General features: G+C 55.8%; 20 protein-coding genes, 1 tRNA gene and 1 pseudogene. 18 read left to right on the top strand and 4 right to left on the bottom strand.

Features of this window, described 5'->3' with window-relative positions; all coding sequences use genetic code 11:
* Positions 1-70 precede the first annotated feature (70 nt).
* Together G392_RS0100850 and G392_RS0100845 are read right to left on the bottom strand one after the other, a co-directional pair.
* Positions 71-147 (bottom strand) — tRNA-Val (locus tag G392_RS0100850).
* 68 nt (positions 148-215) lie between these two features.
* Positions 216-569, bottom strand: a complete 354-nt coding sequence (locus G392_RS0100845) for a winged helix-turn-helix transcriptional regulator (protein WP_027008692.1) — start codon at positions 567-569, stop codon at positions 216-218.
* Positions 570-699: 130 nt separating this feature from the next.
* Between G392_RS0100845 and G392_RS0100840 the strand changes: the two genes are divergently transcribed.
* The 4 genes from G392_RS0100840 (at position 700) to folD (ending at position 4,578) form a co-directional block, all read left to right on the top strand.
* Positions 700-1,479 carry an NADPH-dependent F420 reductase gene (locus G392_RS0100840; protein WP_027008691.1) on the top strand — a complete coding sequence of 260 codons (780 nt, stop codon included), beginning with the start codon at positions 700-702 and terminating at the stop codon, positions 1,477-1,479.
* Positions 1,480-1,611: 132 nt separating this feature from the next.
* Positions 1,612-2,727, top strand: a complete 1,116-nt coding sequence (gene tgt / locus G392_RS0100835) for a tRNA guanosine(34) transglycosylase Tgt (RefSeq protein ID WP_027008690.1) — start codon at positions 1,612-1,614, stop codon at positions 2,725-2,727.
* Positions 2,728-2,756: 29 nt separating this feature from the next.
* Positions 2,757-3,659 carry a recombination-associated protein RdgC gene (locus G392_RS0100830; protein WP_027008689.1) on the top strand — a complete coding sequence of 301 codons (903 nt, stop codon included), beginning with the start codon at positions 2,757-2,759 and terminating at the stop codon, positions 3,657-3,659.
* A 67-nt stretch (positions 3,660-3,726) separates the two neighbouring features.
* Entirely contained in the window at positions 3,727-4,578 is an 852-nt protein-coding gene (folD, locus tag G392_RS0100825) for a bifunctional methylenetetrahydrofolate dehydrogenase/methenyltetrahydrofolate cyclohydrolase FolD (RefSeq protein ID WP_027008688.1), read from the top strand.
* A gap of 189 nt (positions 4,579-4,767) precedes the next feature.
* On the opposite strand, the gene rluD is transcribed toward folD, so the two are convergent.
* Positions 4,768-5,847 (bottom strand): 23S rRNA pseudouridine(1911/1915/1917) synthase RluD, encoded by a 1,080-nt coding sequence (rluD, locus tag G392_RS0100820; protein WP_027008687.1) that lies wholly within the window; start codon positions 5,845-5,847, stop codon positions 4,768-4,770.
* Positions 5,848-5,956: 109 nt separating this feature from the next.
* Between rluD and rfbA the strand changes: the two genes are divergently transcribed.
* From rfbA to G392_RS0100765, 11 genes are all read left to right on the top strand, one after another.
* Positions 5,957-6,835: a glucose-1-phosphate thymidylyltransferase RfbA gene (gene rfbA / locus G392_RS0100815; RefSeq protein WP_027008686.1), complete on the top strand. Its 879-nt coding sequence runs from the start codon at positions 5,957-5,959 to the stop codon at positions 6,833-6,835.
* Complete coding sequence (gene rfbD / locus G392_RS0100810) at positions 6,832-7,719, top strand: dTDP-4-dehydrorhamnose reductase (protein ID WP_245571896.1); 888 nt, start codon at positions 6,832-6,834, stop codon at positions 7,717-7,719. The genes rfbA and rfbD overlap by 4 nt, the downstream gene beginning before the upstream one ends.
* The gene (rfbC, locus tag G392_RS0100805) at positions 7,719-8,264 is read left to right on the top strand and encodes a dTDP-4-dehydrorhamnose 3,5-epimerase (RefSeq protein ID WP_027008684.1); all 546 of its coding nucleotides are present in this window, start codon (positions 7,719-7,721) and stop codon (positions 8,262-8,264) included. Before rfbD ends, rfbC begins: the two co-directional genes overlap by 1 nt.
* 91 nt (positions 8,265-8,355) lie before the next feature.
* Positions 8,356-9,621, top strand: a complete 1,266-nt coding sequence (locus G392_RS0100800) for an alpha-hydroxy acid oxidase (RefSeq protein ID WP_027008683.1) — start codon at positions 8,356-8,358, stop codon at positions 9,619-9,621.
* A gap of 152 nt (positions 9,622-9,773) precedes the next feature.
* Positions 9,774-10,193, top strand: coding sequence for a hypothetical protein (locus G392_RS11705; protein WP_156900747.1), 420 nt, complete (start codon positions 9,774-9,776; stop codon positions 10,191-10,193).
* Between the two features lie 17 nt (positions 10,194-10,210).
* Complete coding sequence (locus G392_RS0100790) at positions 10,211-11,029, top strand: hypothetical protein (protein WP_027008682.1); 819 nt, start codon at positions 10,211-10,213, stop codon at positions 11,027-11,029.
* A 170-nt stretch (positions 11,030-11,199) separates the two neighbouring features.
* Positions 11,200-11,562, top strand: coding sequence for a hypothetical protein (locus G392_RS0100785; protein ID WP_156900746.1), 363 nt, complete (start codon positions 11,200-11,202; stop codon positions 11,560-11,562).
* A gap of 201 nt (positions 11,563-11,763) precedes the next feature.
* Positions 11,764-14,349, top strand: a complete 2,586-nt coding sequence (gene acnB / locus G392_RS0100780) for a bifunctional aconitate hydratase 2/2-methylisocitrate dehydratase (RefSeq protein ID WP_027008680.1) — start codon at positions 11,764-11,766, stop codon at positions 14,347-14,349.
* A gap of 84 nt (positions 14,350-14,433) precedes the next feature.
* Positions 14,434-15,276: an NgoPII family restriction endonuclease gene (locus G392_RS0100775; protein ID WP_027008679.1), complete on the top strand. Its 843-nt coding sequence runs from the start codon at positions 14,434-14,436 to the stop codon at positions 15,274-15,276.
* 4 nt (positions 15,277-15,280) lie between these two features.
* Positions 15,281-16,267 carry a DNA cytosine methyltransferase gene (locus tag G392_RS0100770; RefSeq protein WP_027008678.1) on the top strand — a complete coding sequence of 329 codons (987 nt, stop codon included), beginning with the start codon at positions 15,281-15,283 and terminating at the stop codon, positions 16,265-16,267.
* Between the two features lie 187 nt (positions 16,268-16,454).
* A complete protein-coding gene (locus G392_RS0100765) occupies positions 16,455-17,273 on the top strand; it encodes a c-type cytochrome (protein ID WP_027008677.1) in 819 nt (272 codons plus the stop codon).
* Between the two features lie 115 nt (positions 17,274-17,388).
* Here the strand turns inward: G392_RS0100765 and G392_RS0100760 are convergent, their stop codons facing one another.
* Complete coding sequence (locus G392_RS0100760) at positions 17,389-17,766, bottom strand: dihydroneopterin aldolase (protein ID WP_027008676.1); 378 nt, start codon at positions 17,764-17,766, stop codon at positions 17,389-17,391.
* Between the two features lie 62 nt (positions 17,767-17,828).
* Between G392_RS0100760 and plsY the strand changes: the two are divergent.
* The 3 genes and pseudogenes from plsY to G392_RS12940 all read left to right on the top strand — a co-directional run.
* Positions 17,829-18,431 (top strand): annotated as a pseudogene (gene plsY / locus G392_RS11700) (glycerol-3-phosphate 1-O-acyltransferase PlsY); the annotation flags it as partial.
* A 595-nt stretch (positions 18,432-19,026) separates the two neighbouring features.
* Positions 19,027-20,325: a bifunctional tetrahydrofolate synthase/dihydrofolate synthase gene (folC, locus tag G392_RS0100750; protein WP_027008675.1), complete on the top strand. Its 1,299-nt coding sequence runs from the start codon at positions 19,027-19,029 to the stop codon at positions 20,323-20,325.
* 256 nt (positions 20,326-20,581) lie between these two features.
* Positions 20,582-21,754: an SPOR domain-containing protein gene (locus G392_RS12940; RefSeq protein ID WP_027008674.1), complete on the top strand. Its 1,173-nt coding sequence runs from the start codon at positions 20,582-20,584 to the stop codon at positions 21,752-21,754.
* Positions 21,755-21,757 lie beyond the last annotated feature (3 nt).

Genomic DNA, 21,757 nt, shown 5'->3' with positions numbered 1-21,757 from the left:
CAGATGCTCCGCAAATGCAAAGAAACAACAAAGATGAACCACCTTTGTTGTTTGCTTGTGCGGGATAAACTGGTAGGCACGATTGGAATCGAACCAACGACCCCCACCATGTCAAGGTGGTGCTCTAACCAACTGAGCTACGTGCCTGTGAAGCGCAGAATTATAGGGGAAGCGTGCGGGATTTGGCAAGGGATTTTTTCAGGCTGCCTGAAACCTTAAACCGATGGCGGACGGCGTTCCTCCCACACAATCAATGCTTTGACGGCATCGGACAAATCCCACCCCCATTCGCTTAAAGCGTATTCCACGCGCGGCGGCACTTGCGGATACACCGTCCGTTGCAACAATCCGTCCTGTTCCAAGCTTTTAAGCTGTTGAATCAGCATTTTTTGGCTGATGCCGTCTATCTGCCGCGCCAGTTCGGAAAAGCGCACGGGCTGCCCCGCTTCCATCAGACGGAAAATAATCACGATTTTCCATTTGCCTTCCAACATTCTCAAGGCTTGGCACACCGTTTGCCGGTATGCCGCCAATTCGCTTTCGCTGCTGCCGCACCAATTCTGTTGCATGATGAATGTCCTTTATTCGGCACAATTCTTACCGTTTGGTCAGTATGATACCAAAAAGTCTGTTCTTTCAATCTGTTCAGTTTATCCCTATACTGCGTGTTTTTCAATCTTTTCAAAAAGGAAAACAGCGATGAAAATTGCAATTATCGGTAGCGGGCATATCGGTCAGACTTTGGCAAAGAAGCTGAAAGCGGCGGGGCATGACGTTGCCGTCAGCAATCGGCGCGGTGCGGCATCGTTGGCGGATTTTGCCGCCGAAACGGGGGTTCGCGCACTGGATATGCCGCAGGTTTTGCAGGGTGCGGAAGCCGTTATTCTCGCCACGCCCATCAATGCGGTAGAGGATTTGCGCGATGAATTGTCCAAGCTGCCTGCACAAACTTTGTTGATTTGCACCGCCAATTATTATCCGCATCGGGACGGCGTGGTGGACGAAATTGAAGCGGGCAAAACCGAAAGCGTGTGGCTGCGCGAACAGTTGGGACGGGATTTTGTCAAAACGTGGAATGCAATCGGGGCGCGGCAGTTGGCGTTTGACGGCAAGGCGGCGGGCGAAGCAGGGCGCATGGCGGTGGCATTGGCGGGCGACAATGCCGATGATTTGGCACGCGCGGCGCGTTTGGTGGACGAAACCGGTTTTGATGCGGCGGTAACGGGCAGCTTGGCGGATTCTTGGCGTTTGCAGCCCGGCACGCCGGTGTTTAACCTGACGCTGGACGCGGCGCAACTGCGGCAGGCGTTTGCCGACACCGCGCCCGATGACCGTCCGCTCGCTCCGCAACGGCGCGATTGGGTGTTGGCGCGGCTTGCCGAATACGTTGGGGAACGCGCTTCGTTTGACCAATTTGACGCGGACGATGCCGGTAAAATCGCGGCACTCAATCAGGAAGTGTTTGCGGTAATCAAATAAGCGTTTTCAGGCAGCCCGAACAACGCCCGATGGACAGTCGGGCGTTTTTTGCGCATTTGGTTTTGCAGCGAAACCCGCTATAATCGCTCCCCGTTTTCAGCCGGTCTGAAAACCGCACGATGAGGAAACCAGATGCTCACCTTTACCCTACGCAAAACAGACGGCCACGCACGGCGCGGCACCTTGACGCTCAATCACGGCACGGTGGAAACGCCCGTATTCATGCCGGTCGGCACTTACGGCTCGGTCAAAGCCATGACCCCGCAAAACCTGCACGAAATCCAAGCCCAAATCATACTCGGCAACACCTATCACCTGTGGCTGCGCCCCGGCTTGGACGTGATTGAACGTTTCGGCGGGCTGCACGGCTTTATCGGCTGGGACAAACCCATTCTCACCGATTCGGGCGGTTTCCAAGTGTTTTCGCTGGCAGAAATGCGCAAACTCACCGAAGACGGCTGCACCTTTAAAAGCCCCGTGAACGGCGACAAACTGTTTCTCTCGCCCGAAATTTCCATGAAAATCCAAACGGTGCTCAATTCCGACATCGTCATGCAGCTTGACGAATGCACACCGGGCGACGCTTCGCACGAACAGGCGCGGCAGTCGCTGGAAATGAGTTTGCGCTGGGCGGAACGCAGCAAAAAAGCGTTTGACGACCTGCGCAATCCCAACGCGCTGTTCGGCATCGTGCAGGGCGCGATGTACGAAGATTTGCGCGAACAGTCCCTGCGCGGTTTGGAAGAGATGGATTTTCCCGGACTGGCGATTGGCGGGCTGTCGGTGGGCGAACCCAAGCCGGAAATGTACCGAATGCTCCGCGCGGTCGCGCCGATGCTGCCCGCGCACAAACCGCATTACCTGATGGGGGTCGGCACGCCCGAAGATTTGGTGTACGGCGTGGCATACGGCGTGGACATGTTTGACTGCGTGATGCCCACCCGCAACGCCCGCAACGGCTGGCTGTTCACCCGATTCGGCGACATCAAAATCAAAAACACCAAACACCGCCACGACACCCGCCCACTTGACGAAAGCTGCACCTGCTACGCCTGTCAAAACTTCAGCCGCGCCTATCTTTACCACCTGCACAAAACGGGCGAAATTCTCGGCGCACAACTGAACACCATTCACAATCTGCATTTTTATCAAACCATTATGGCGGAAATGCGCGAGGCCATCGAGCAGGGCAAGTTCGCCGACTGGCAGGCGCAATTCCACGAAAACCGCGCCAAAGGCACGGATTGAGTCATACTATTTTTACATGGAAAGAAACGATGTGGTTCAAACAAATCAGCTTTTACCCGCTTAATCCCGACAATCTGCCCGATGCCGAAGCCGTGTCCGTCAAGCTGGAGGGTGCCGCGTTCAAACCCGTGATGGGGCTGGACTGGTTCAGCGAAGGCTTTGCGCCGCCGCAGCCGTTTTCGCCGGAAAACGTGTTTGCCGCAGACGGCACTTGGGGCATCTCCCTGAAAAAATCGGAAAAAGTCCTGCCGGCGGGCGTGATTCGCGATGTGCTGGACGAAAAAATCGCCGAAATCGAAAACAACGAAGGGCGCACGGTCGGGCGCAAGGAAAAACAGCAGCTTAAAGAGCAGATTACCGATGATTTGCTGCCCCGCGCCTTTACCCGCAGCAGCCGCGTCCACGCCGTTTGCGACACCCGAAGCGGCTTTTTGCTGGTGAACAACGCTTCGGCAAACAGGGCGGAAAATTTGTTGGCAAAATTGCGCGAAGCCTTGGGCGGCTTGGAAGCACGGCTGCCGAACACGCGGCAATCGCCAACCTCGCTGATGACCGATTGGCTGTTGCGCGGCGCGGCGGAAGGCAGTTTTGAGCTGGACAGCGATTGCGAACTGCGCGGCGCGGGCGATGCGGCGGCGGTGGTGAAAGTGGCGAAACAGGATTTGACCGCCGATGAAGTGGTGCAGCATGTGAGAAACGGCAAAAGCGTTACCCAACTGGGCTTGGTGTGGCGCGGACAAATTGCCTTTATCTTAACGGCGGATTTCACGCTCAAGCGCGTGCAATACCTTGATGTGATTCAGGAAGAAGCCGAACAATACGGCACGGACGCGGCAAGCTCGGCGTTTGCTGCGCAAATTCTGATGGCGCGGAATTTGTCGGAACTGCTTTCGGAGCTGGTGGCGCATCTGGGCGGCTGGCACACGCGCTGAATCCGCCACGCTGCGGCAATTTCGCGTAGAATAACGCCCTTTGCCCGTTTGACGAGAACACGAAACCATGTCTGCACAAATCATCGATGGAAAAGCCGTTTCCCAACAATGTTTAAACGCCGTTGCCGATGCCGTTGCCGCCCGCCGCGCCGCCAGCTTGCGCGTACCCGGTTTGGCGGTGGTGCTGGTCGGCGACGACCCTGCCAGCGCGGTATACGTCCGCAACAAAAACCATGCCTGCCGGCAAGTGGGTTTCGAATCGTTTTCCTACGAACTGCCCGCCGACACGTCCGAAGCACAATTATTGGATTTGATTGACGAACTCAACGACAATCCTGCGGTGGACGGCATTTTGGTGCAACTGCCCCTGCCCGCGCAAATCAACAGCCAGAACATTCTCGAGCGCATCCGCCCCGATAAGGATGTGGACGGTTTCCACCCCTACAATGTCGGGCGTTTGGCGGTACGCAAACCCCTGCTGCGCCCCTGCACCCCCAAAGGCATCATGACCCTGCTCACTGCCTACGGTATTGACCCAAAAGGTCAAAAAGTGGTGATTGTCGGGGCATCGAATATTGTCGGACGGCCGCTCGCGCTGGAAATGATGCTGGCGGGCGCCACCGTTACCGTTTGCCACCGTTTTACCCGCAACTTGGCGGCGGAAGTGGCGGCGGCAGATATTGTGGTGGCGGCGGTGGGCAAGCCCAAGCTGATTTGCGGCGACTGGATTCGCGAAGGTGCGGTGGTGGTTGATGTGGGCATCAACCGTTTGGCGGACGGCAGCTTGTGCGGTGATGTGGATTTTGATGCGGCGAAACAACGTGCGGCGATGATTACCCCCGTGCCGGGCGGGGTCGGGCCGATGACGATTGCGGGTTTGTTGGAAAACACCCTGCAAGCGGCGCAAAACCGCGATTAGGGCGTGTGATTACCGGAATTTGCCGATTAAAATCAGAACAATAAAAAGATGCCGTCATTCCCGCGCAGGCGGGAATCCAAATCGAGGCACGGAAAACAAACATCGTGCGATGGATTCCCGCATTCGCGGGCATGACGGCGTTTTTTATTGTGCTGATTGATAGCAGAAAAGTTTAATTGATGACACACCCTAACACGGCTCGCGCACATACAGCACTTCCACGCCGTGTTCGTCGTCGCCGTCCCAGTCGTCATCATCATCGGCAGGCACGCGTCCGAACGGTGAATCCATGCCGCTTTCGTGGCGCAATACCGATAACAGATGGTATATGTCATCGGGCATCGCCGCTTCAAATTGCACGGTGTCGCCGCTTTGCGGGTGGACGAAACTCAGGCGGTAGGCATGCAGTGCCTGACGTGCCAAAGCGCGGACGGCGGTTTTCACGGCATCGGAACAGGCGTGGCGCGGATTGCCGTACACGGGGTCGCCCGCCAGGGGGTGCCGCGCTTCGCGCAGATGCACGCGGATTTGGTGGGTGCGCCCCGTTGCCAAGGCGCATTCGATGTAGCTGTGCGTCCGATAGCGTTCCAATACTTTGATGTGGGTGAGCGCGTCTTTGCCGCCGAATTTGACGACTGCCATTTTGGTGCGGTTGTGCGGGTCGCGCCCGATTTGGGTTTCGATTTTGCCGTCAAACGGGACGATGCCGTCTGCCACGGCGCGGTAGATGCGTTTGACGCTGCGCGTTTGCAGTTGTTTGACCAAGTGGTTTTGCGCGGGCAGGGTTTTGGCGACCACCATCAGCCCTGTGGTGTCTTTGTCCAAGCGGTGGACGATGCCCGCACGCGGAATCTGCGCCAGCGCGGGGCAGTGGGCAAGCAGTCCGTTCAGCAGGGTGCCCGACCAGTTGCCCGCCGCAGGGTGGACGACCAAGCCGGCAGGTTTGTCCAACACCAGCACGGTGTCGTCTTCGTACACGATGTTCAAGTCCATCGCTTCGGGGGCGAAGGCGGTGGCGGCGGGGTCGTCCGGCGGTTTGACAGTGATGCGTTCGCCGCCGATGAGTTTGTGTTTGGGGGCGGCGGGGGCGTCGTCCAACAATACGGCGCTGTCTTTTATCCATGCGCTCAGGCGGCTGCGCGAGTAGTCGGGCAGCATTTGCGCCAGTGCCGCGTCCAAGCGTTGCCCCGCCAAGTCCACCGGCACGCGCAGGTTCAGGGTTTCGCCGCCGCCAAATTCGGCTTCGTCGCCGGCATTGATGATTTCCATTGAAAATACAATTGCAAACAAAGGGGCGCATGATACGGGAAAATCGGCGGGCGTTCAATCGGCGGCGGGTGGTACAATGCGCGGTTTTGCGCGAACGGAAAGGAAGGGTGTGAAAGGAATTGTGTTGGCGGGCGGGACGGGGTCGCGCTTGTTTCCGACCACGCGGGGCGTGTCCAAGCATTTGTTGCCCGTGTACGATAAGCCGATGGTTTATTATCCGCTTTCGGTGTTGATGCTGGCGGGGGTGCGCGAGGTGTTGCTGGTGTGTGCGCCCGATGACCTTGCCGCGTTCCGCCGTTTGCTCGGCACGGGGGCGCAGTGGGGCATGGCGTTGGATTATGCGGTGCAGCAACAGCCGCAGGGTTTGGCGCATGCTTTGGCGTTGGCGGCGGATTTTTGTGCGGGGGAAGCGGTGTGGCTGGTGTTGGGCGACAATGTGTTTTACGGGGCGGGTTTGAGCGGGGTTTTGCAGCAGGCGGCGGCGCAAACGGACGGGGCGACGGTGTTTGCCAAGCAGGTTGCCGACCCGCAGCGTTTCGGTGTGGTGGCGTTTGATGCGGACGGCGCACCCTGCACTTTGCAGGAAAAACCCGCCAATCCGGTTTCGGATTGGGCGGTGGCGGGGCTGTATTGTTATGACCCGAACGCGGTGCGCTGGGCGCAAACTTTGCCGCTTTCGGCGCGGGGCGAGCGGGAAATCACCGATTTGAACCGCCTGTATTTGGCACGTGGCAAGCTGCGGGTGTGCCGTTTGGGGCGCGGTTTCGTGTGGCTGGACGCAGGCACGCCGGAAAGTCTGCATCGGGCATCGGATTTCGTCCGCACGGTGCAGCACGCCGAACAACGCCTGATTGCATGTTTGGAAGAAATCGCGTGGCGGCAGGGCTGGCTGACGCGGGCGCAATTGGCGCAAGCCGCCGCACGCCACGCCAATACGGCTTACGGCGCGTATCTGGCGCAATTGGCACAGGGAAAATCACCGTCATGATGCGGGTGTGGCTGACGGGCGCAAACGGACAAATCGGACGTTTGACCGCGCTTGCCCTGCACGGTCGCGCCGCGCTGACCGCCACTGCCCGCCGCGACACCGACATCCGCGACCGCGCCGCCGTGTTGCGTACCGCCGCCGCCGTGCGTCCGCACGTCATCATCAACACCGCCGCCCACACCGATGTCGATGCCGCCGAACGCCGTCCCGCCGCCGCCTTTGCCGTCAATGCACACGGCGCGGCGCACCTTGCCGAAGCCGCACATGCCGTTGGCGCCACCCTGCTGCACCTCTCTACCGACTATGTGTTTGACGGACAAAAAAACGCCCCCTACCGCGAAGACGACCCGCCCAATCCCGTCAATCACTACGGCGCAAGCAAACTCGCGGGCGAACAACACATTATCCGCCACTGCCCGCGCCACCTGATTCTCCGCACCGCATGGGTATTCGGCGGACACACCCGCCACTTCGTCCGCACCATACTGGACAAAGCCCGCACACACGGCGGCGCAGACATCGTTGCCGACCGCTTCGGCGCACCCACCTTTGCCGATGACCTTGCCGCCGTGTTGGCGGATTTGGCACAACGCGCCGCCGCCAACCCCGACACGCTGCCCTACGGCACCTACCACTACTGCGGCGCCCCCCACACCCATTGGCACGACTTTGCCCGACACGCCTGCCGCCACGCCCTGCGGCACGGCCTGCTCTCCAAACCGCCCGAACTGCGCCCCGTCCGCGCCGCCGACTACCCGACCCCAGCCCCGCGCCCGCCCCATTCCCGCTTGGACTGCGGCAAAATCACCCGCACCTTCGGCATCGCCCCCTCCGATTGGCAAAACGCACTGGCACGCCTGCCCGACTGGATTTCCCGCACATGATGACCATCACCCCCACCCCCCTGCCCGACCTGCTGCTGCTGCAACCCCACCCCCACCGCGACCGGCGCGGCTGGTTTATGGAAACCTTCCACGCCGACTGGTTTGCCGAACACGTCGCCCCCGTGCATTTTGTGCAGGACAACTGCTCCGTATCGCGGCGCGGCGTGCTGCGCGGACTGCATTACCAACTGCCCCACCCGCAAGGCAAATTGATAGAAGCCGTACAGGGCGAAATTTTTGACGTGGCGGTGGACATGCGCCGCAGCTCGCCCACCTTCGGACAATGGTTCGGCACGGTTTTATCGGCACGCAACCGCCGCCGCCTGTGGCTGCCCGCAGGATTCGCACACGGCTTTTACACCCTGTCGCGCCAAGCACGCTGCCACTACCGTTGCACCGCCTACTACCGCCCCGAAGCCCAGCACACCATCGCGTGGAACGACCCCGATTTGGCGGTGGACTGGCAACTGTCCACCACCCCGCCCCTGCTCTCCCCCAACGATGCCGCAGGGCTGCCCTTCGCCGCCGCCCCCCGCTTCCCCTAAGCCCCAAAAACATTGGAAAACCCCATCATGCGGGTTATAATGCCGAATTTGCACCGTTTGGGGCAGGGTACACACCGAACAAGGAACAACGATGAGAACCGATTTGAGCAAAATGACCTGTATCGAAGATTTGCGCCGCGTTGCCAAGCGCAAAGTGCCGAAAATGTTTTACGACTATGTGGACTCCGGCTCTTGGACGCAATCGACCTACCACGAAAACACCACCGACTTCGCCCCCATCAAGCTGCGCCAAAAAGTGCTCACCAACATGGAAGGGCGCTCGCTAGCCACCCAACTCATCGGACACGATGTCAAAATGCCGTTGGCGATTGCCCCCACCGGCTTCACCGGCATGATGTGCGCGGACGGCGAAATTCTCGCTGCCCGCGCCGCCGAAAAATTCGGCGTACCGTTTACCCTGTCCACCATGTCCATCTGCTCGATTGAAGACGTGGCGCAAAACACCACCGCGCCGTTTTGGTTCCAACTGTATGTGATGCGCGACCGCGCCTTTATGGAAAACCTGATTCGCCGCGCCCGCGATGCCAAATGCTCCGCGCTGGTGCTGACCGCCGATTTGCAGGTACTCGGACAACGCCACAAAGACATTAAAAACGGACTGTCCGCGCCGCCGAAACCCACTTTGCCGAATTTGCTCAATTTGGCATTGAAACCCGAATGGTGCATGAAAATGCTCAACACCGAACGGCACACCTTCCGCAATATTGTCGGACACGCGCAAAACGTGGGCGACTTGTCTTCGCTGTCGTCTTGGACGGCGGAACAGTTTGACCCGAGCCTGAGCTGGGACGATGTGGCGCGGATTAAAGATTTGTGGGGCGGCAAAATCATCATCAAAGGCATTATGGACGCGGAAGACGCGCGTATGGCGGTGCTGCACGGCGCGGACGCGATTGTGGTGTCCAATCACGGCGGCCGCCAGTTGGACGGCGCATTGTCGTCCATTCGCGCCCTGCCCGACATCGTCAGCGCGGTGGGCAGCCAAACCGAAGTGTGGCTGGATAGCGGTATCCGCAGTGGTCAGGACATTTTGAAAGCGTGGGCGTTGGGCGCGCGCGGAGTGATGATTGGACGGGCGTTTCTGTACGGTTTGGGCGCATACGGCGAGGAGGGCGTGCGCCGCGCTTTGGAAATCCTGTATAAGGAAATGGACGTTACCATGGCGTTTACGGGGCACCGCGACATTCAAAATGTGGGGCGCGAAATCCTGATTAAAGGCACGTATCCGATTTCCGAATACGAGCGCGAGGAAAGCGAATTGCAAAAACGTCGCCGTATTTATGACGAGCTGTACGGCTGGCCGCGCGCATCGCTGCGTTTCGGTACGATGTGGTAAGACACTGAATAAAAAACCTTGTTTCTGTTTTGGAAACAAGGTTTTTGGTTTTTCAGCCTGCCTGAAAATATGTGCGGCAAGCATTCCCATCTTAATAACAATATACTACCATGCAGCTTAACTATATTTAACTATCTACAAGGCAAAAATTAATGAAACCATCAATCATTCTTTGCGGATTAACCGCCTTGTTATTAGGCAACGGTTGTCTGCCCTTAAACCCATCATCCTCCACTCCATTTATCCATAAAAAGGCAAAACACATGCAAACACCCAACCCCATGATTCAAGAAATCTTGGCAACTCGGAGCTTCATGCCCCCAAGTGAATATCTTGATGTAGCGCATATTGTAAACAAATATATTCCCATCGGATCATCCAAAGAAGAAGTCAAACAATTACTGAAAAACATGAATCAAGATTATATTTTTGAACACCGTATTATTTATACGGGTTATAAAGGCAATATGCCGCCACTTGCCCCCAACCCCGGCATCAGTATCCGGTTAATATTTGACGAAAAGAATGAAAAACTGGCTTTAATCATTGCAAACTATTATTTCCGTCAATAACACAAGGAATTACATAAATGGAAAACGAGAAAATTGAAGTTGGCTACAGGCATATAGGTTCGGTTGCCGATGTTGATTACTATCACAAATTCATACTTTACACAAATAAACAGGGAGAGCAATACACGATTAGCGGCTGGACTGGAAAAGCCTCGCCCGACAAAGGTCTACCATTAGGCTACTTAACCGTGAAAAGTGGTTTGGAAACTGGCGACAATGGCTGGAAATATAATGAAGAAAATGATGACCACATAGAAAATCAAAATACGTGGTATGAAAATAATCAAAATATGCTATTCTCACCACAAAAACAATTTCGTGAATTAATTATAGAAGCACCGGATTTATCCCAAAAATGGACGGAAATGGTTCAAAACGCAAGAAGTAAGAATAATATCTACCCTTATGACTTCTTGATTCAAAACTCAAATACGTTGGCAGATACCATTCTGCGTGAAGCCAACTTACCCGAACCAAAGCTAGATGATTTATGGTTCGGTGAACATCTTGCTCCGGGATCCGGCAACACCTTAAATCCAAACCTTATCCCAAGGGATCCCGATCCCAATAAACAAAAGATTTTAGATACCATTTCCAATATCCGATTAAGTGAGAATACAAATGAAACAAATATAGACAAAACAAACAATAATAATTGGACACCCGAAAATTTTGCTGCCTTTGTGCAAAATGCCACGCAATCGCCCCAAACTTCGCGCTTGGCAGAACGAATCTCACAACTTGACGCTGCCGAACAACAACTGGCACAGCAGCAACAGGCGCAGCAGGAGCAGGAAAGCCAAGCACAACGTATCAAACCACGCAGCATCGGTTAATCAGCAGGAGTATCACTATGCAGGACAATACGCCAACTCTTGATGATTTCGCTGAATTTTTACGGCTGTTCCAAACGCATTGCCAAACCACATTAAATAATACGGAAAAACAATTGCTGGCATCAGTAACGGAGCAAAAACAGATCCTGACACAGACCGTTCAAAAGGAAGTGAACGAAAATTTGAAACAATCGCTTCAGGAATACTGGCAACAGATTGAGCAGGCAAACCGGCAATTGGTACAACAGGCAACGGAAGTACGGACGCAGTTGGGCGAAATCACGGCAGCCAACAAAAAGCTGTTGTTCAAAGCCCAAATATTGGCGGTTGTCGCTTTAATCCTGTCTTGCTGTGCATTGGCGGGCATCACGATGTATTACAAGAAAATCGTTGACAAATACAAACCCGATGCCGAACTCACCCGACTCATCAATGCGGCAGACATTTACAAATGCGATGACAATTTATGTGCTTCCGTTTCCAAAGAAAAACGCGGCAAATACCATATTATTAAGAAACGCCATGCACAATAATTCCTATCCCCACCCGCTACTTTGACGGTAACGGGTTTTTCATTTTTCAGGCTGCCTGAAAACCTGTGTTGCAAGCATTCCCCATTTTGTAAAATTAGGTTATGATTGGGCTGAACCGCCTTACGCGGTTACGGTTGATGCCAACGGACACCAGCCCTCCCCTCCCAAAAGAAAAACACTTTGTCAAACAAGGAACCAGAAATGTTAGAAGCCTATCGCAAAGCCGCCGCCGAGCGCGAAGCACTCGGTATCCCCGCCCTGCCCCTCACCGCGCAGCAAACCGCCGATTTGGTGGAGCTGCTGAAAAACCCGCCCGCAGGCGAAGGCGAATTTCTTGTGGATTTGCTCGCCAACCGCATTCCGCCCGGCGTGGACGACGCTTCCAAAGTGAAAGCATCGTTTTTGGCCGCCGTTGCCGAAGGTTCGGCGCAAAGCCCGCTCGTGTCGCCCGAATTCGCCACCAAACTGCTCGGCACGATGCTGGGCGGTTACAACATCCACCCCCTGATTGAATTGCTGGACAACGAACAGCTCGCCCCCGTTGCCGCCGAAGGGCTGAAACACACGCTGCTGATGTTTGATGCTTTTCACGATGTGAAGGAAAAAGCCGACAAAGGCAACGCCCACGCCAAAGCCGTGTTGCAGTCTTGGGCGGACGCGGAGTGGTTTACCTCCCGCGAAAAAGTGCCGGAAAAAATCACCGTTACCGTGTTCAAAGTGGACGGCGAAACCAATACCGACGATTTGTCGCCCGCACCCGATGCGTGGTCGCGCCCCGACATTCCCCTGCACGCGCTGGCGATGCTGAAAAACCCGCGCGAGGGCATCAACCCCGACAAGCCCGGCGAAGTGGGCCCGATTAAATTGTTGGAAGAACTGAAAGCCAAAGGCCACCCCGTTGCGTATGTGGGCGATGTGGTCGGTACGGGTTCTTCACGCAAATCCGCCACCAATTCCGTGATTTGGCACACCGGTTTGGACATTCCTTATGTGCCGAACAAACGCTACGGCGGCGTGTGTTTGGGCGGCAAAATCGCGCCGATTTTCTTCAATACGCAGGAAGATTCGGGCGCGTTGCCGATTGAAGTGGACGTGTCCGCGCTGCAAATGGGCGATGTGGTGGACATTCTGCCTTATGAAGGCAAAATCGTGAAAAACGGCGAAACCGTTGCCGAATTTGCGCTCAAATCGCCCGTGTTGCTGGACGAAGTGCAAGCGGGCGGCCGCATCAATCTGATTATCGGTCGCGGTTTGACCGCCAAAGCGCGTGAGGCTTTGGGTTTGCCCGCCTCCGAAGTGTTCCGCTTGCCGCAAGCTCCTGCCGAAAGCAAAGCAGGCTTTACCTTGGCACAAAAAATGGTCGGCCGTGCCTGCGGGCTGCCTGAAGGTCAAGGCGTGCGCCCTGGCACTTACTGCGAACCGCGCATGACCACGGTCGGCTCGCAAGACACCACCGGCCCGATGACGCGGGACGAACTCAAAGACTTGGCGTGCTTGGGCTTTTCTGCCGACTTGGTGATGCAGTCATTCTGCCACACCGCCGCTTACCCGAAACCGGTGGACGTGAAAACCCACAAAGAGCTGCCCGAATTTATCGCCACGCGCGGCGGCGTTTCCCTGCGCCCCGGCGACGGCGTGATTCACTCGTGGCTGAACCGCTTGCTGCTGCCCGACACGGTCGGCACGGGCGGCGACTCGCACACCCGTTTCCCGCTCGGCATCTCCTTCCCCGCCGGTTCGGGCTTGGTGGCGTTTGCTGCCGCCACGGGCGTGATGCCGCTTGACATGCCCGAATCGGTGCTGGTGCGTTTTTCAGGCAGCCTGCAACCGGGCGTAACCCTGCGCGATTTGGTGAACGCCATTCCGCTTTACGCCATCAAACAAGGCTTGCTCACCGTTGCCAAAGCGGGCAAGAAAAACATCTTCTCCGGCCGCATTTTGGAAATCGAAGGTCTGCCCGATTTGAAAGTGGAACAAGCGTTTGAACTGTCGGACGCTTCCGCCGAACGCTCCGCCGCCGGCTGTACCGTCAAACTCAACCAAGAGCCGATTATCGAGTATCTGAAATCCAATATCGTGTTGATGAAAAACATGATTGCGGACGGCTACCAAGACGCGCGCACGCTGGAACGCCGCATCAAAGGCATGGAAGCGTGGCTCGCCAACCCGCAGTTGATGGAAGCCGATGCCGATGCCGAATACGCCGCCGTGATTGAAATCAATATGGACGACATCAAAGAACCGATTATCGCCTGCCCCAACGACCCTGATGACGTGTGCTTCATGTCCGAGCGTTCCGGCACCGTGATTGACGAAGTGTTCATCGGCTCGTGCATGACCAACATCGGCCACTTCCGCGCCGCGTCCAAATTGCTGGAAGGCAAAACCGACACCCCCGTGCGCCTGTGGATTGCCCCGCCGACCAAAATGGACGCGAAACAGCTTTCCGATGAAGGACACTACGGCGTGCTCGGACGTGCGGGCGCGCGCATGGAAATGCCGGGCTGCTCGCTGTGTATGGGCAACCAAGCACAAGTGCGCGAGGGCGCAACCGTGATGTCCACCTCCACGCGCAACTTCCCCAACCGTTTGGGCAAAAACACTTTTGTGTATCTCGGTTCGGCGGAACTGGCAGCGATTTGCTCCAAGCTGGGTAAAATCCCCACCGTTGAGGAATACCATGCCAACATCGGCATCATCAACGAGCAGGGCGAGCAGATTTACCGTTACATGAACTTTAACGAAATTGACAGCTACAACGAAGTGGCCGAAAAAGTGAACGTGTAAGCACGTAAATAAAAAGCAGGCTGCCTGAAAGCATTTCAGGTAGCCTGTATCCGTTACAAACAACACATCCGCAAAGCGCATGAAATGAACATCATCGATGCCATCATCACCCTTATCCGCCATCCGGTTACACACTTGGTTTATCATGACGACCACAACAGCAACCGCGCCAATCAAGCCGGTTATGCCTTGGAACAATACATCAAAGATTTGTTTGCAGACAGCCTAGATTGCCCAACAAAAAATGAACGCATACAACGCCACAGTCAAGCATTTTCCTATTGCGGCAACAACAATAATCCGCCCGACATAATGTTACGCAACGGCGATGCGGTTGAAGTCAAAAAAATTCAAAGCCCCAATGCCGATTTGGCTTTAAACAGCAGCCATCCGAAAGCCAAACTGTTTGCCGACAGCAGCATGATTGCCACAGATTGTAAAAACGCCGAAAACTGGACACAAAAAGATTTGATTTACGCAGTCGGTGTGGTAAACGATAGAAGCAAACTCAAACACCTGTGCATGGTGTACGGCGAAGATTATTGCGCCGACGAAGCATGCTATGCACGCATCAAATCCACTATTAAACAAGGCGTTGAAAGCATTTCGGGCGTAGAATTTGCCAGCACAAATGAATTAGGACGCATCAACCGCATTGACCCCTTGGGTATTACCTACTTGCGGGTGCGCGGCATGTGGGGCATTGCCAATCCGTGGAAGGTCTTTGATTATGTTTATCAGAGAGATTTCAATAAAAGTTTTAATTTTATGTGCATCATCAACGAACAAAAATGGCAAACCTTGACCAACCGACAGGATTTGCTGGATATACAGGACAACAATTTAACCATCCGTGATGTTCAAATTCAAAATCCCAACAATCCCGCCGAATTAAAAAATGCCAAATTAATTGTTTACAGTAGATAACGATATGAAAGTGATTAGTTTATTTAGCGGCTGTGGCGGACTGGATTTGGGCTTTCGGCGGGCGGGATTTGATATTGTCGTTGCCAACGAATACGATAAAAGCATTTGGGCGACTTTCAAAGCCAATCACCCCCACACGCGATTGATTGAAGGCGACATCCGCCATATTCCGGAATCGGCTTTTCCGGATGATGTTGACGGCATTATCGGCGGCCCGCCTTGCCAATCATGGTCGGAAGCAGGAGCATTGCGCGGGATTGACGATGCCCGCGGACAATTGTTTTTTGATTACATCCGTATTTTGAAAAGCAAGCAGCCCAAGTTTTTTTTGGCAGAAAATGTCAGCGGCATGCTTGCACGCCGACACAGTCAGGCAGTACAAAACATCTTGGGCATGTTTGACGAATGCGGGTACGACCTTACCCTAAATATGGCCAATGCCAAAGATTACGGTGTCGCACAAGAGCGCAAACGTGTATTTTACATCGGTTTTAGAAAAGACCTGAAGATTACTTTTCAATTCCCGACAGGCTCTACGGTTGATAATCAAAATAAAATCACACTGAAAGACATTCTTTGGGATTTAAAGGATTCTGCCGTACCTGCACTGGCAAACAACCAAACCAATCCCAAAGCAGTCAATCATCACGAATATTTTACAGGCAGCTTTTCGCCAATTTTCATGAGCCGCAACCGTGTCAAAGCATGGCACGAACAAGGCTTTACCGTACAAGCATCGGGCAGACAGTGCCAGCTTCATCCCAATGCCCCCAAAATGGAAAAAATCGGTACAAATGCTTATCGCTTCATTCAGGGGCAAGAAAATTTATACCGCCGCATGAGTGTACGGGAAATAGCCAGAATCCAAGGCTTTCCCGATGATTTCATTTTTATTTATAAAAGTTTGAATGACGCGTATAAGATGATTGGCAATGCCGTGCCGGTTAACTTGGCATTTGAAATTGCACAGGCAATTAAACAAAATTTATGACAAAACACTTTAGCGGATTGCTTGAAGCCATCCCACAAGTCTCTGCCCGACATCATCATGTTTTTTGACCCAAACCAAATTTTGGAATTGGAAAGCCACCCCGATTTCAGTATAATTCGGCAAATTTGTGTTAATTTGAACAGCACAACCACAAACCACCCATACCAAAACGGCAAGGACGTTCCAAATGCATTCTTCCCAACACAAACAAAAGGGTTCTGCCCTGTTCACCGCCATCAGTGGCTTGGTGATTTTAGTTTCCGTATTGTTTCTATTGGTTAAATTGGCAACGAGCGGCTATTTTGTCGCCGATGTTGCCGATGCGGGCAAAGAAGCCGTCAAAACCCGCATCATGCCTGCGGGCAACATCAAAATGGGCGACGGCACGCCGCCCGGACAACGCACCGGCGAACAGGTGTTCAACAAAGTGTGTATTCAATGCCACGGCGCGGACAAAACCGTGGCCTATGCGCCCAAATTGGGCAACAACGGCGAATGGTCTTCGCGCATTGCCAAAGGTTTCAATACTTTGGTAAACAATGCCGTGAACGGCTTTAAGGGTCAGGGCGACATGCCCGCCAAAGGCGGCGACAAGAGCCTGACCGATGACGAAGTGGCGCGTGCGGTGGCGTATATGGCCAACCAATCGGGCGGCAGTTTCACCGAGCCGCCGGTACAGGCGGGTGAAGGCGCGGCTTCTGATGCGGCTTCCGCACCTGCGGCGCAAACCGATGCCGCAGCCGCGCAAGACATTTTCCAAACTTCCTGCGCCGCTTGTCATGGCGCGACTTCCGCCGTGCCGTTCGCGCCGAAGTTGGGCAATAAAGACGATTGGGCGCCGCGCATCAAGCAGGGCAAAGACGTGTTGTTCAAACACGCGATTGAAGGCTTTACCAACCCCAAAGGCGGGGTGATGCCCGCCAAAGGCGGCGCGGCACAGTTGAGCGATGAGCAGGTGCAGGCAGTGGTGCGGTATATGGTTCAGGAAGCGGGCGGCAAGCTCTGATTCCGACACAACAAAAAGCGTATCGGCGATTGGGCGGATACGCTTTTTATTTTCCGGCGCGGGCGTGGCCATGATTTAAATTTCATGCCGTTATTCCCGCACAGTGTTTTCTCGGTCAATCACTGACACGTCCCAACGGGGCGGGACGGCTGCGCTCGATTTCCACGCCCACTTCCCGCACGTCGGGCAAAATACCGGGCTTGCACAGGCGCAAACGCAGCCACACGATTTTGTCAAACGATTCAAACAGAAAACGCGCCACATGCTCCGCCAGACTTTCCAGTAGCAAAAAATCACGCGCCGCCACGTCGGCACGCACGCGGGCGCACACATCGCCGTAGTGGACGGTTGTGCCGATGTCGTCTGTTGGCACTTGCGGGGTTTCAATACCGATATCCAAATCAAAAACAATGGTTTGCTTGTTTTGCCGTTCCCATTCGTACACGCCAATCAGGGTTTGCGCCTGCATGCCGTGCAGGAAAATTTTGTCCATCGCGTTAAGTTCCGTTAAAATAGCATGCTGCTATTGTAAACCAAAACTTCGGAGTAAATGACATGAGTTTTCTGCTGATTCCCGTGATGGCTGCGGCTGCCTATGTGCTGGGCTCGTTTTCCACCGCCATCATCGTGTCGCGCTGGCTGGGCATGGACGACCCGCGTACCTACGGTTCGGGCAATCCGGGCGCAAGCAATATGCTGCGTAGCGGCCGCAAAGATGCGGCGGCATACACGCTGGCGGGCGATGCGCTCAAAGGTTTGTTGGCGGTGTGGATTGCCTACGGCTTCCGTGCCGCTTTCGATATGGGCGACGGTATTGTCGCCGTTGCCGCCATCGCGGTGGTGCTGGGGCATTTGTATCCCCTGTTTTTCAATTTTCAGGGCGGCAAGGGCGTGGCAACGTCGTTGGGCGTGATGCTGGGCATGTCGTGCTGGACGACTTTTTGGGCGTTGGGCATTTGGTTGGTGATTGCCTATAAGTTTAAAAAATCTTCGCTGGCGGCTTTGGTGGCGGCAAGCTGTGCGCCGTTTTTGTTTTTCATCATCGAGCCGCACCACCCGAAAATGGGTTGGGCTTTGATGCTGATTGCGGCACTGGTGCTGTACCGCCACAAAGACAACATCCGCCGTTTGCGTGAGGGCAAGGAGTTGCTGATTGGCGAACCGGCGCAACCGCTCGCCGCCAACACCGCGCAAACCGATGCCCAAGCCCCCGAAACGGCGCCAAGCGCAGACCAAGCCGACAAACAGGCTGATGAACAAACCGAAGAAAACGCATCTGCCAACGAAGCCGCCGCGCCTGCCGAAGCCGCCGCAGACGAAAACGGCAAAACCGCCGAAGCCGGCAAGCAAGCCGCCAAAGCAGACTGAATGCGCTTTCTCTCCGCGCCCGCACAGGCGGGATAACGGTGCGGCCGGCACACGCGCCCGACCATGACGCGCAAGCCGCCGCCCAATCCTACGGGCTGTCTGAATTTCCACAGGTTCAGGCAGCCCGAATTGGTCTGCATGACATTGATAACGCGCATTGGGGTGCGTCATCATTGAGCCGATAAAACCCTGTGCCGCCACTCCCGCGCAGTCGGAAATTCAAGTTAAAGCAAAACAAGCATCAGGCAGTGGATTCCCACCTGCGCGGAAATGACGGCATTTTTGTATTATGCTGATTTTCAGTATAAAAAATTTAAATAATGACGCGCCCCAATCCCCTCCGCCCCACGGCGGGATTGCAACCTTGCCAACGAAAGGAATTGTGATGAACCACAGCCAAACCCTGACACAATGGCTCGCCCATTTGGAAACCGCCCACACCGGCGGATTGATTGACATGGGGCTGGAACGCATCAGCCGCGTTAAAGAAATCATGAACTTGCGCCCCACTTGCCCCGTCATCGCGGTGGCGGGCACCAACGGCAAAGGCTCGGTGTGCGCGTTTTTGTCCAAAATCTACCGCGAAGCGGGCTACAAAACCGGCACGCTCACCAGCCCGCACCTGCTGCGTTTCAACGAGCGCATCGCGCTCAACTGCCGCCCCGTGTCCGACCGCGCCATTGTGGAAAGTTTTGAACGGATTGAAGCGGCGCGTGGCGACACCTCGCTGACTTATTTTGAGTTTAACACGCTGGCGGCGGTGGATATTTTCATGCGCGAGCAGGTGGACGTGATGATTTTGGAAGTCGGCTTGGGCGGGCGTTTGGACGCGGTAAACGCCTTTGATGCCGATTGCGCCGTCATCACGGCGGTGGACATCGACCATCAGGCGTATTTGGGCGACAATATCGAAGACATCGCCTTTGAAAAAGCAGGGATTTTCCGCAAGGGCAAGCCCGCCGTCTGCGGCCACACGCCGCCGCCCGCACGTTTGCGCGAACACGCCCGCGCCACCGGTGCGCCCCTGCTGCTGGCGAAACAGGATTTTGACCACAGCGTGTTGGACAGTCTGCAATGGTCGTTCCGTTTCGCGCCGCTTTCGGGCAGCTTCGCGCCGCGCAAACGCCACGCCCTGCCCACGCCCGCGCTGCGCGGCAGTTGCCAAATCCGCAACGCCGCCTGCGCCCTTGCCGCGATTGAGTGTTTGAACGACCGCTTGCCGGTGGACATCGGCGCAATTAAACGCGGGCTGCTCACCGCCGAAAACCCCGCCCGTTTCCAAGTGCTGCCCGGCCGCCCGCTCACGGTGTTGGACGTGGCGCACAATCCCCACGCCGCCCGCGCCCTGCGCCAAAACCTGCTCGCCCTGCCCTTTGCCGCCAAGCGCACCGCCGTGTTCAGCATTTTGGCAGACAAAGACATCGACGGGGTGATTGAAGCGGTAAAAGACCAGTTTGACCAATGGTACACCGCGCCTTTGAACGTGCCGCGCGCGCTGCCTTTGCCCGATTTGAACGCCAAACTTGCCGAACACGGTGTGATTTGCAACACAAGTTTTCCCGATATCGCCGCCGCCTGCCGCGCCGCCTTATCAGACGCGGCGGAAAATGATAGAATCGTTGTGTTCGGCTCGTTCCACACCGTTGCCGAAGCCGCCGCCGTCTGCTGCCCGCCCGCACGCTGAACCGCGTTTGCACCCGCCCTGCCGCACACCCCCAAAGCGTGTCATCAATTGCTTTGCGAAGCGGTTTTTCAAGCAAAAATCCGCACGAAGGTTGGACACCTTGCAAGGATTTTCAACGCGGCAGGTGCGGATTTGGGCTGAAAATACCGCCGCATAAGCAAATAACGACACGCCCCGAGCCAGCAGGGGTTTCCCCCGCCAACCCGAACCGCCACCGCGTCCGCCACCACCGGCGGGGTTTCAAACCGAATAAGGAATGATGATGAAACCAACACACCACACGCCATCAGCCGGCGAAGAACAAGAATACGACGTCGCCGCCGCCCACCCCAACGCCCCCATGCCCGAAACGGCAGACGAAGGCGTGGTGGAAGCCGCACCCGCCACCGCCCCCACCGTGCCGCTCGGCAGCAGCAAAGCCGAAAGCGGCAGCGATTACGTGATTGAAGAATACGAATCGTTCAAACGCAAAAACCGCCGCCGCCTGATTGGCGCGGGCGCATTGGTGCTGATTGCCGGCGGGCTGTTTGCCGCCGCATCGCAGCAAAGCGGCACGCCCGCCGCCCCCGCACTCGCGCCGGAAACCCGCCAAGCCCCGCCCCATGCCGTTACCGCCGAAATTCTCTATCCCGACAACAAAGCATCGGCAGCCGCCCAAGCCGTCAACCATATTGACGACAGCCAAAACGCCCCCATCCGCATGACCAAAAAAATCCAAGCCGCCGCCCCCCTTTCTCCTGAAGAAAAAGCCGCCTTGGAAGCACGCCAGCAACGCGCCAAAGCCCAACGCTTGGCACAACAGCGCAAACAGGAAGCCGAACGCGCCGAACAAGCCGCCAAAGAACAAACCGCCGCCGGCAACAAACCCGCCGACAAAACCGCCGCCGATACCGCACCGAAAAAAGACCCCAAACGCGCCGCCGCCGACAAAGCCAAAGAGCGCGAAGAAGAACAACGCCGCAAAAAAGCCCAAGCCCTCACCGCCAAAGCCGAAGCCGAGCGCAACGCCAAAGAAAGCGCCACCGCCGCCAAAGCCCGCGAAGCCCAGCTTGCCGCCGACAAACAACGCGCCGCCGAACGCGCCAAACTGGAAAAACAAAACAAAAACAAAACCGCCGACAAAACCGACAACAACAAACGCACCGCCGCCGACACCCGCACCGACAAAAACACAAGCAAAACCGCCGCCGACACCGGCAACCGCCGCGTAACCATTCAGGCAGGCGCATTCATGGACAAAAACCACGCCCAACGCGTCCAACAACAGCTCAAAAGCATCAACTACAACTCGCGCTTGGAAGAAGTCCAAACCGCCAAAGGCACGGTTTACCGCGTCCGCACCGGCACTTTTGCCAACCAAAACGAAGCCAAAAACGCATTGGAGCGCATCAAAAACCAAGGCATGAACGGCGTCATTGTCGGCAAATAGGCG

The organism is Conchiformibius kuhniae DSM 17694 (assembly GCF_000428785.1).
Taxonomy (GTDB): Bacteria; Pseudomonadota; Gammaproteobacteria; order Burkholderiales; family Neisseriaceae; genus Conchiformibius; species Conchiformibius kuhniae.
The sequence above is the reverse complement of the archived record's forward strand: the minus strand, read 5'-3'. Positions and strand labels throughout refer to the sequence as shown.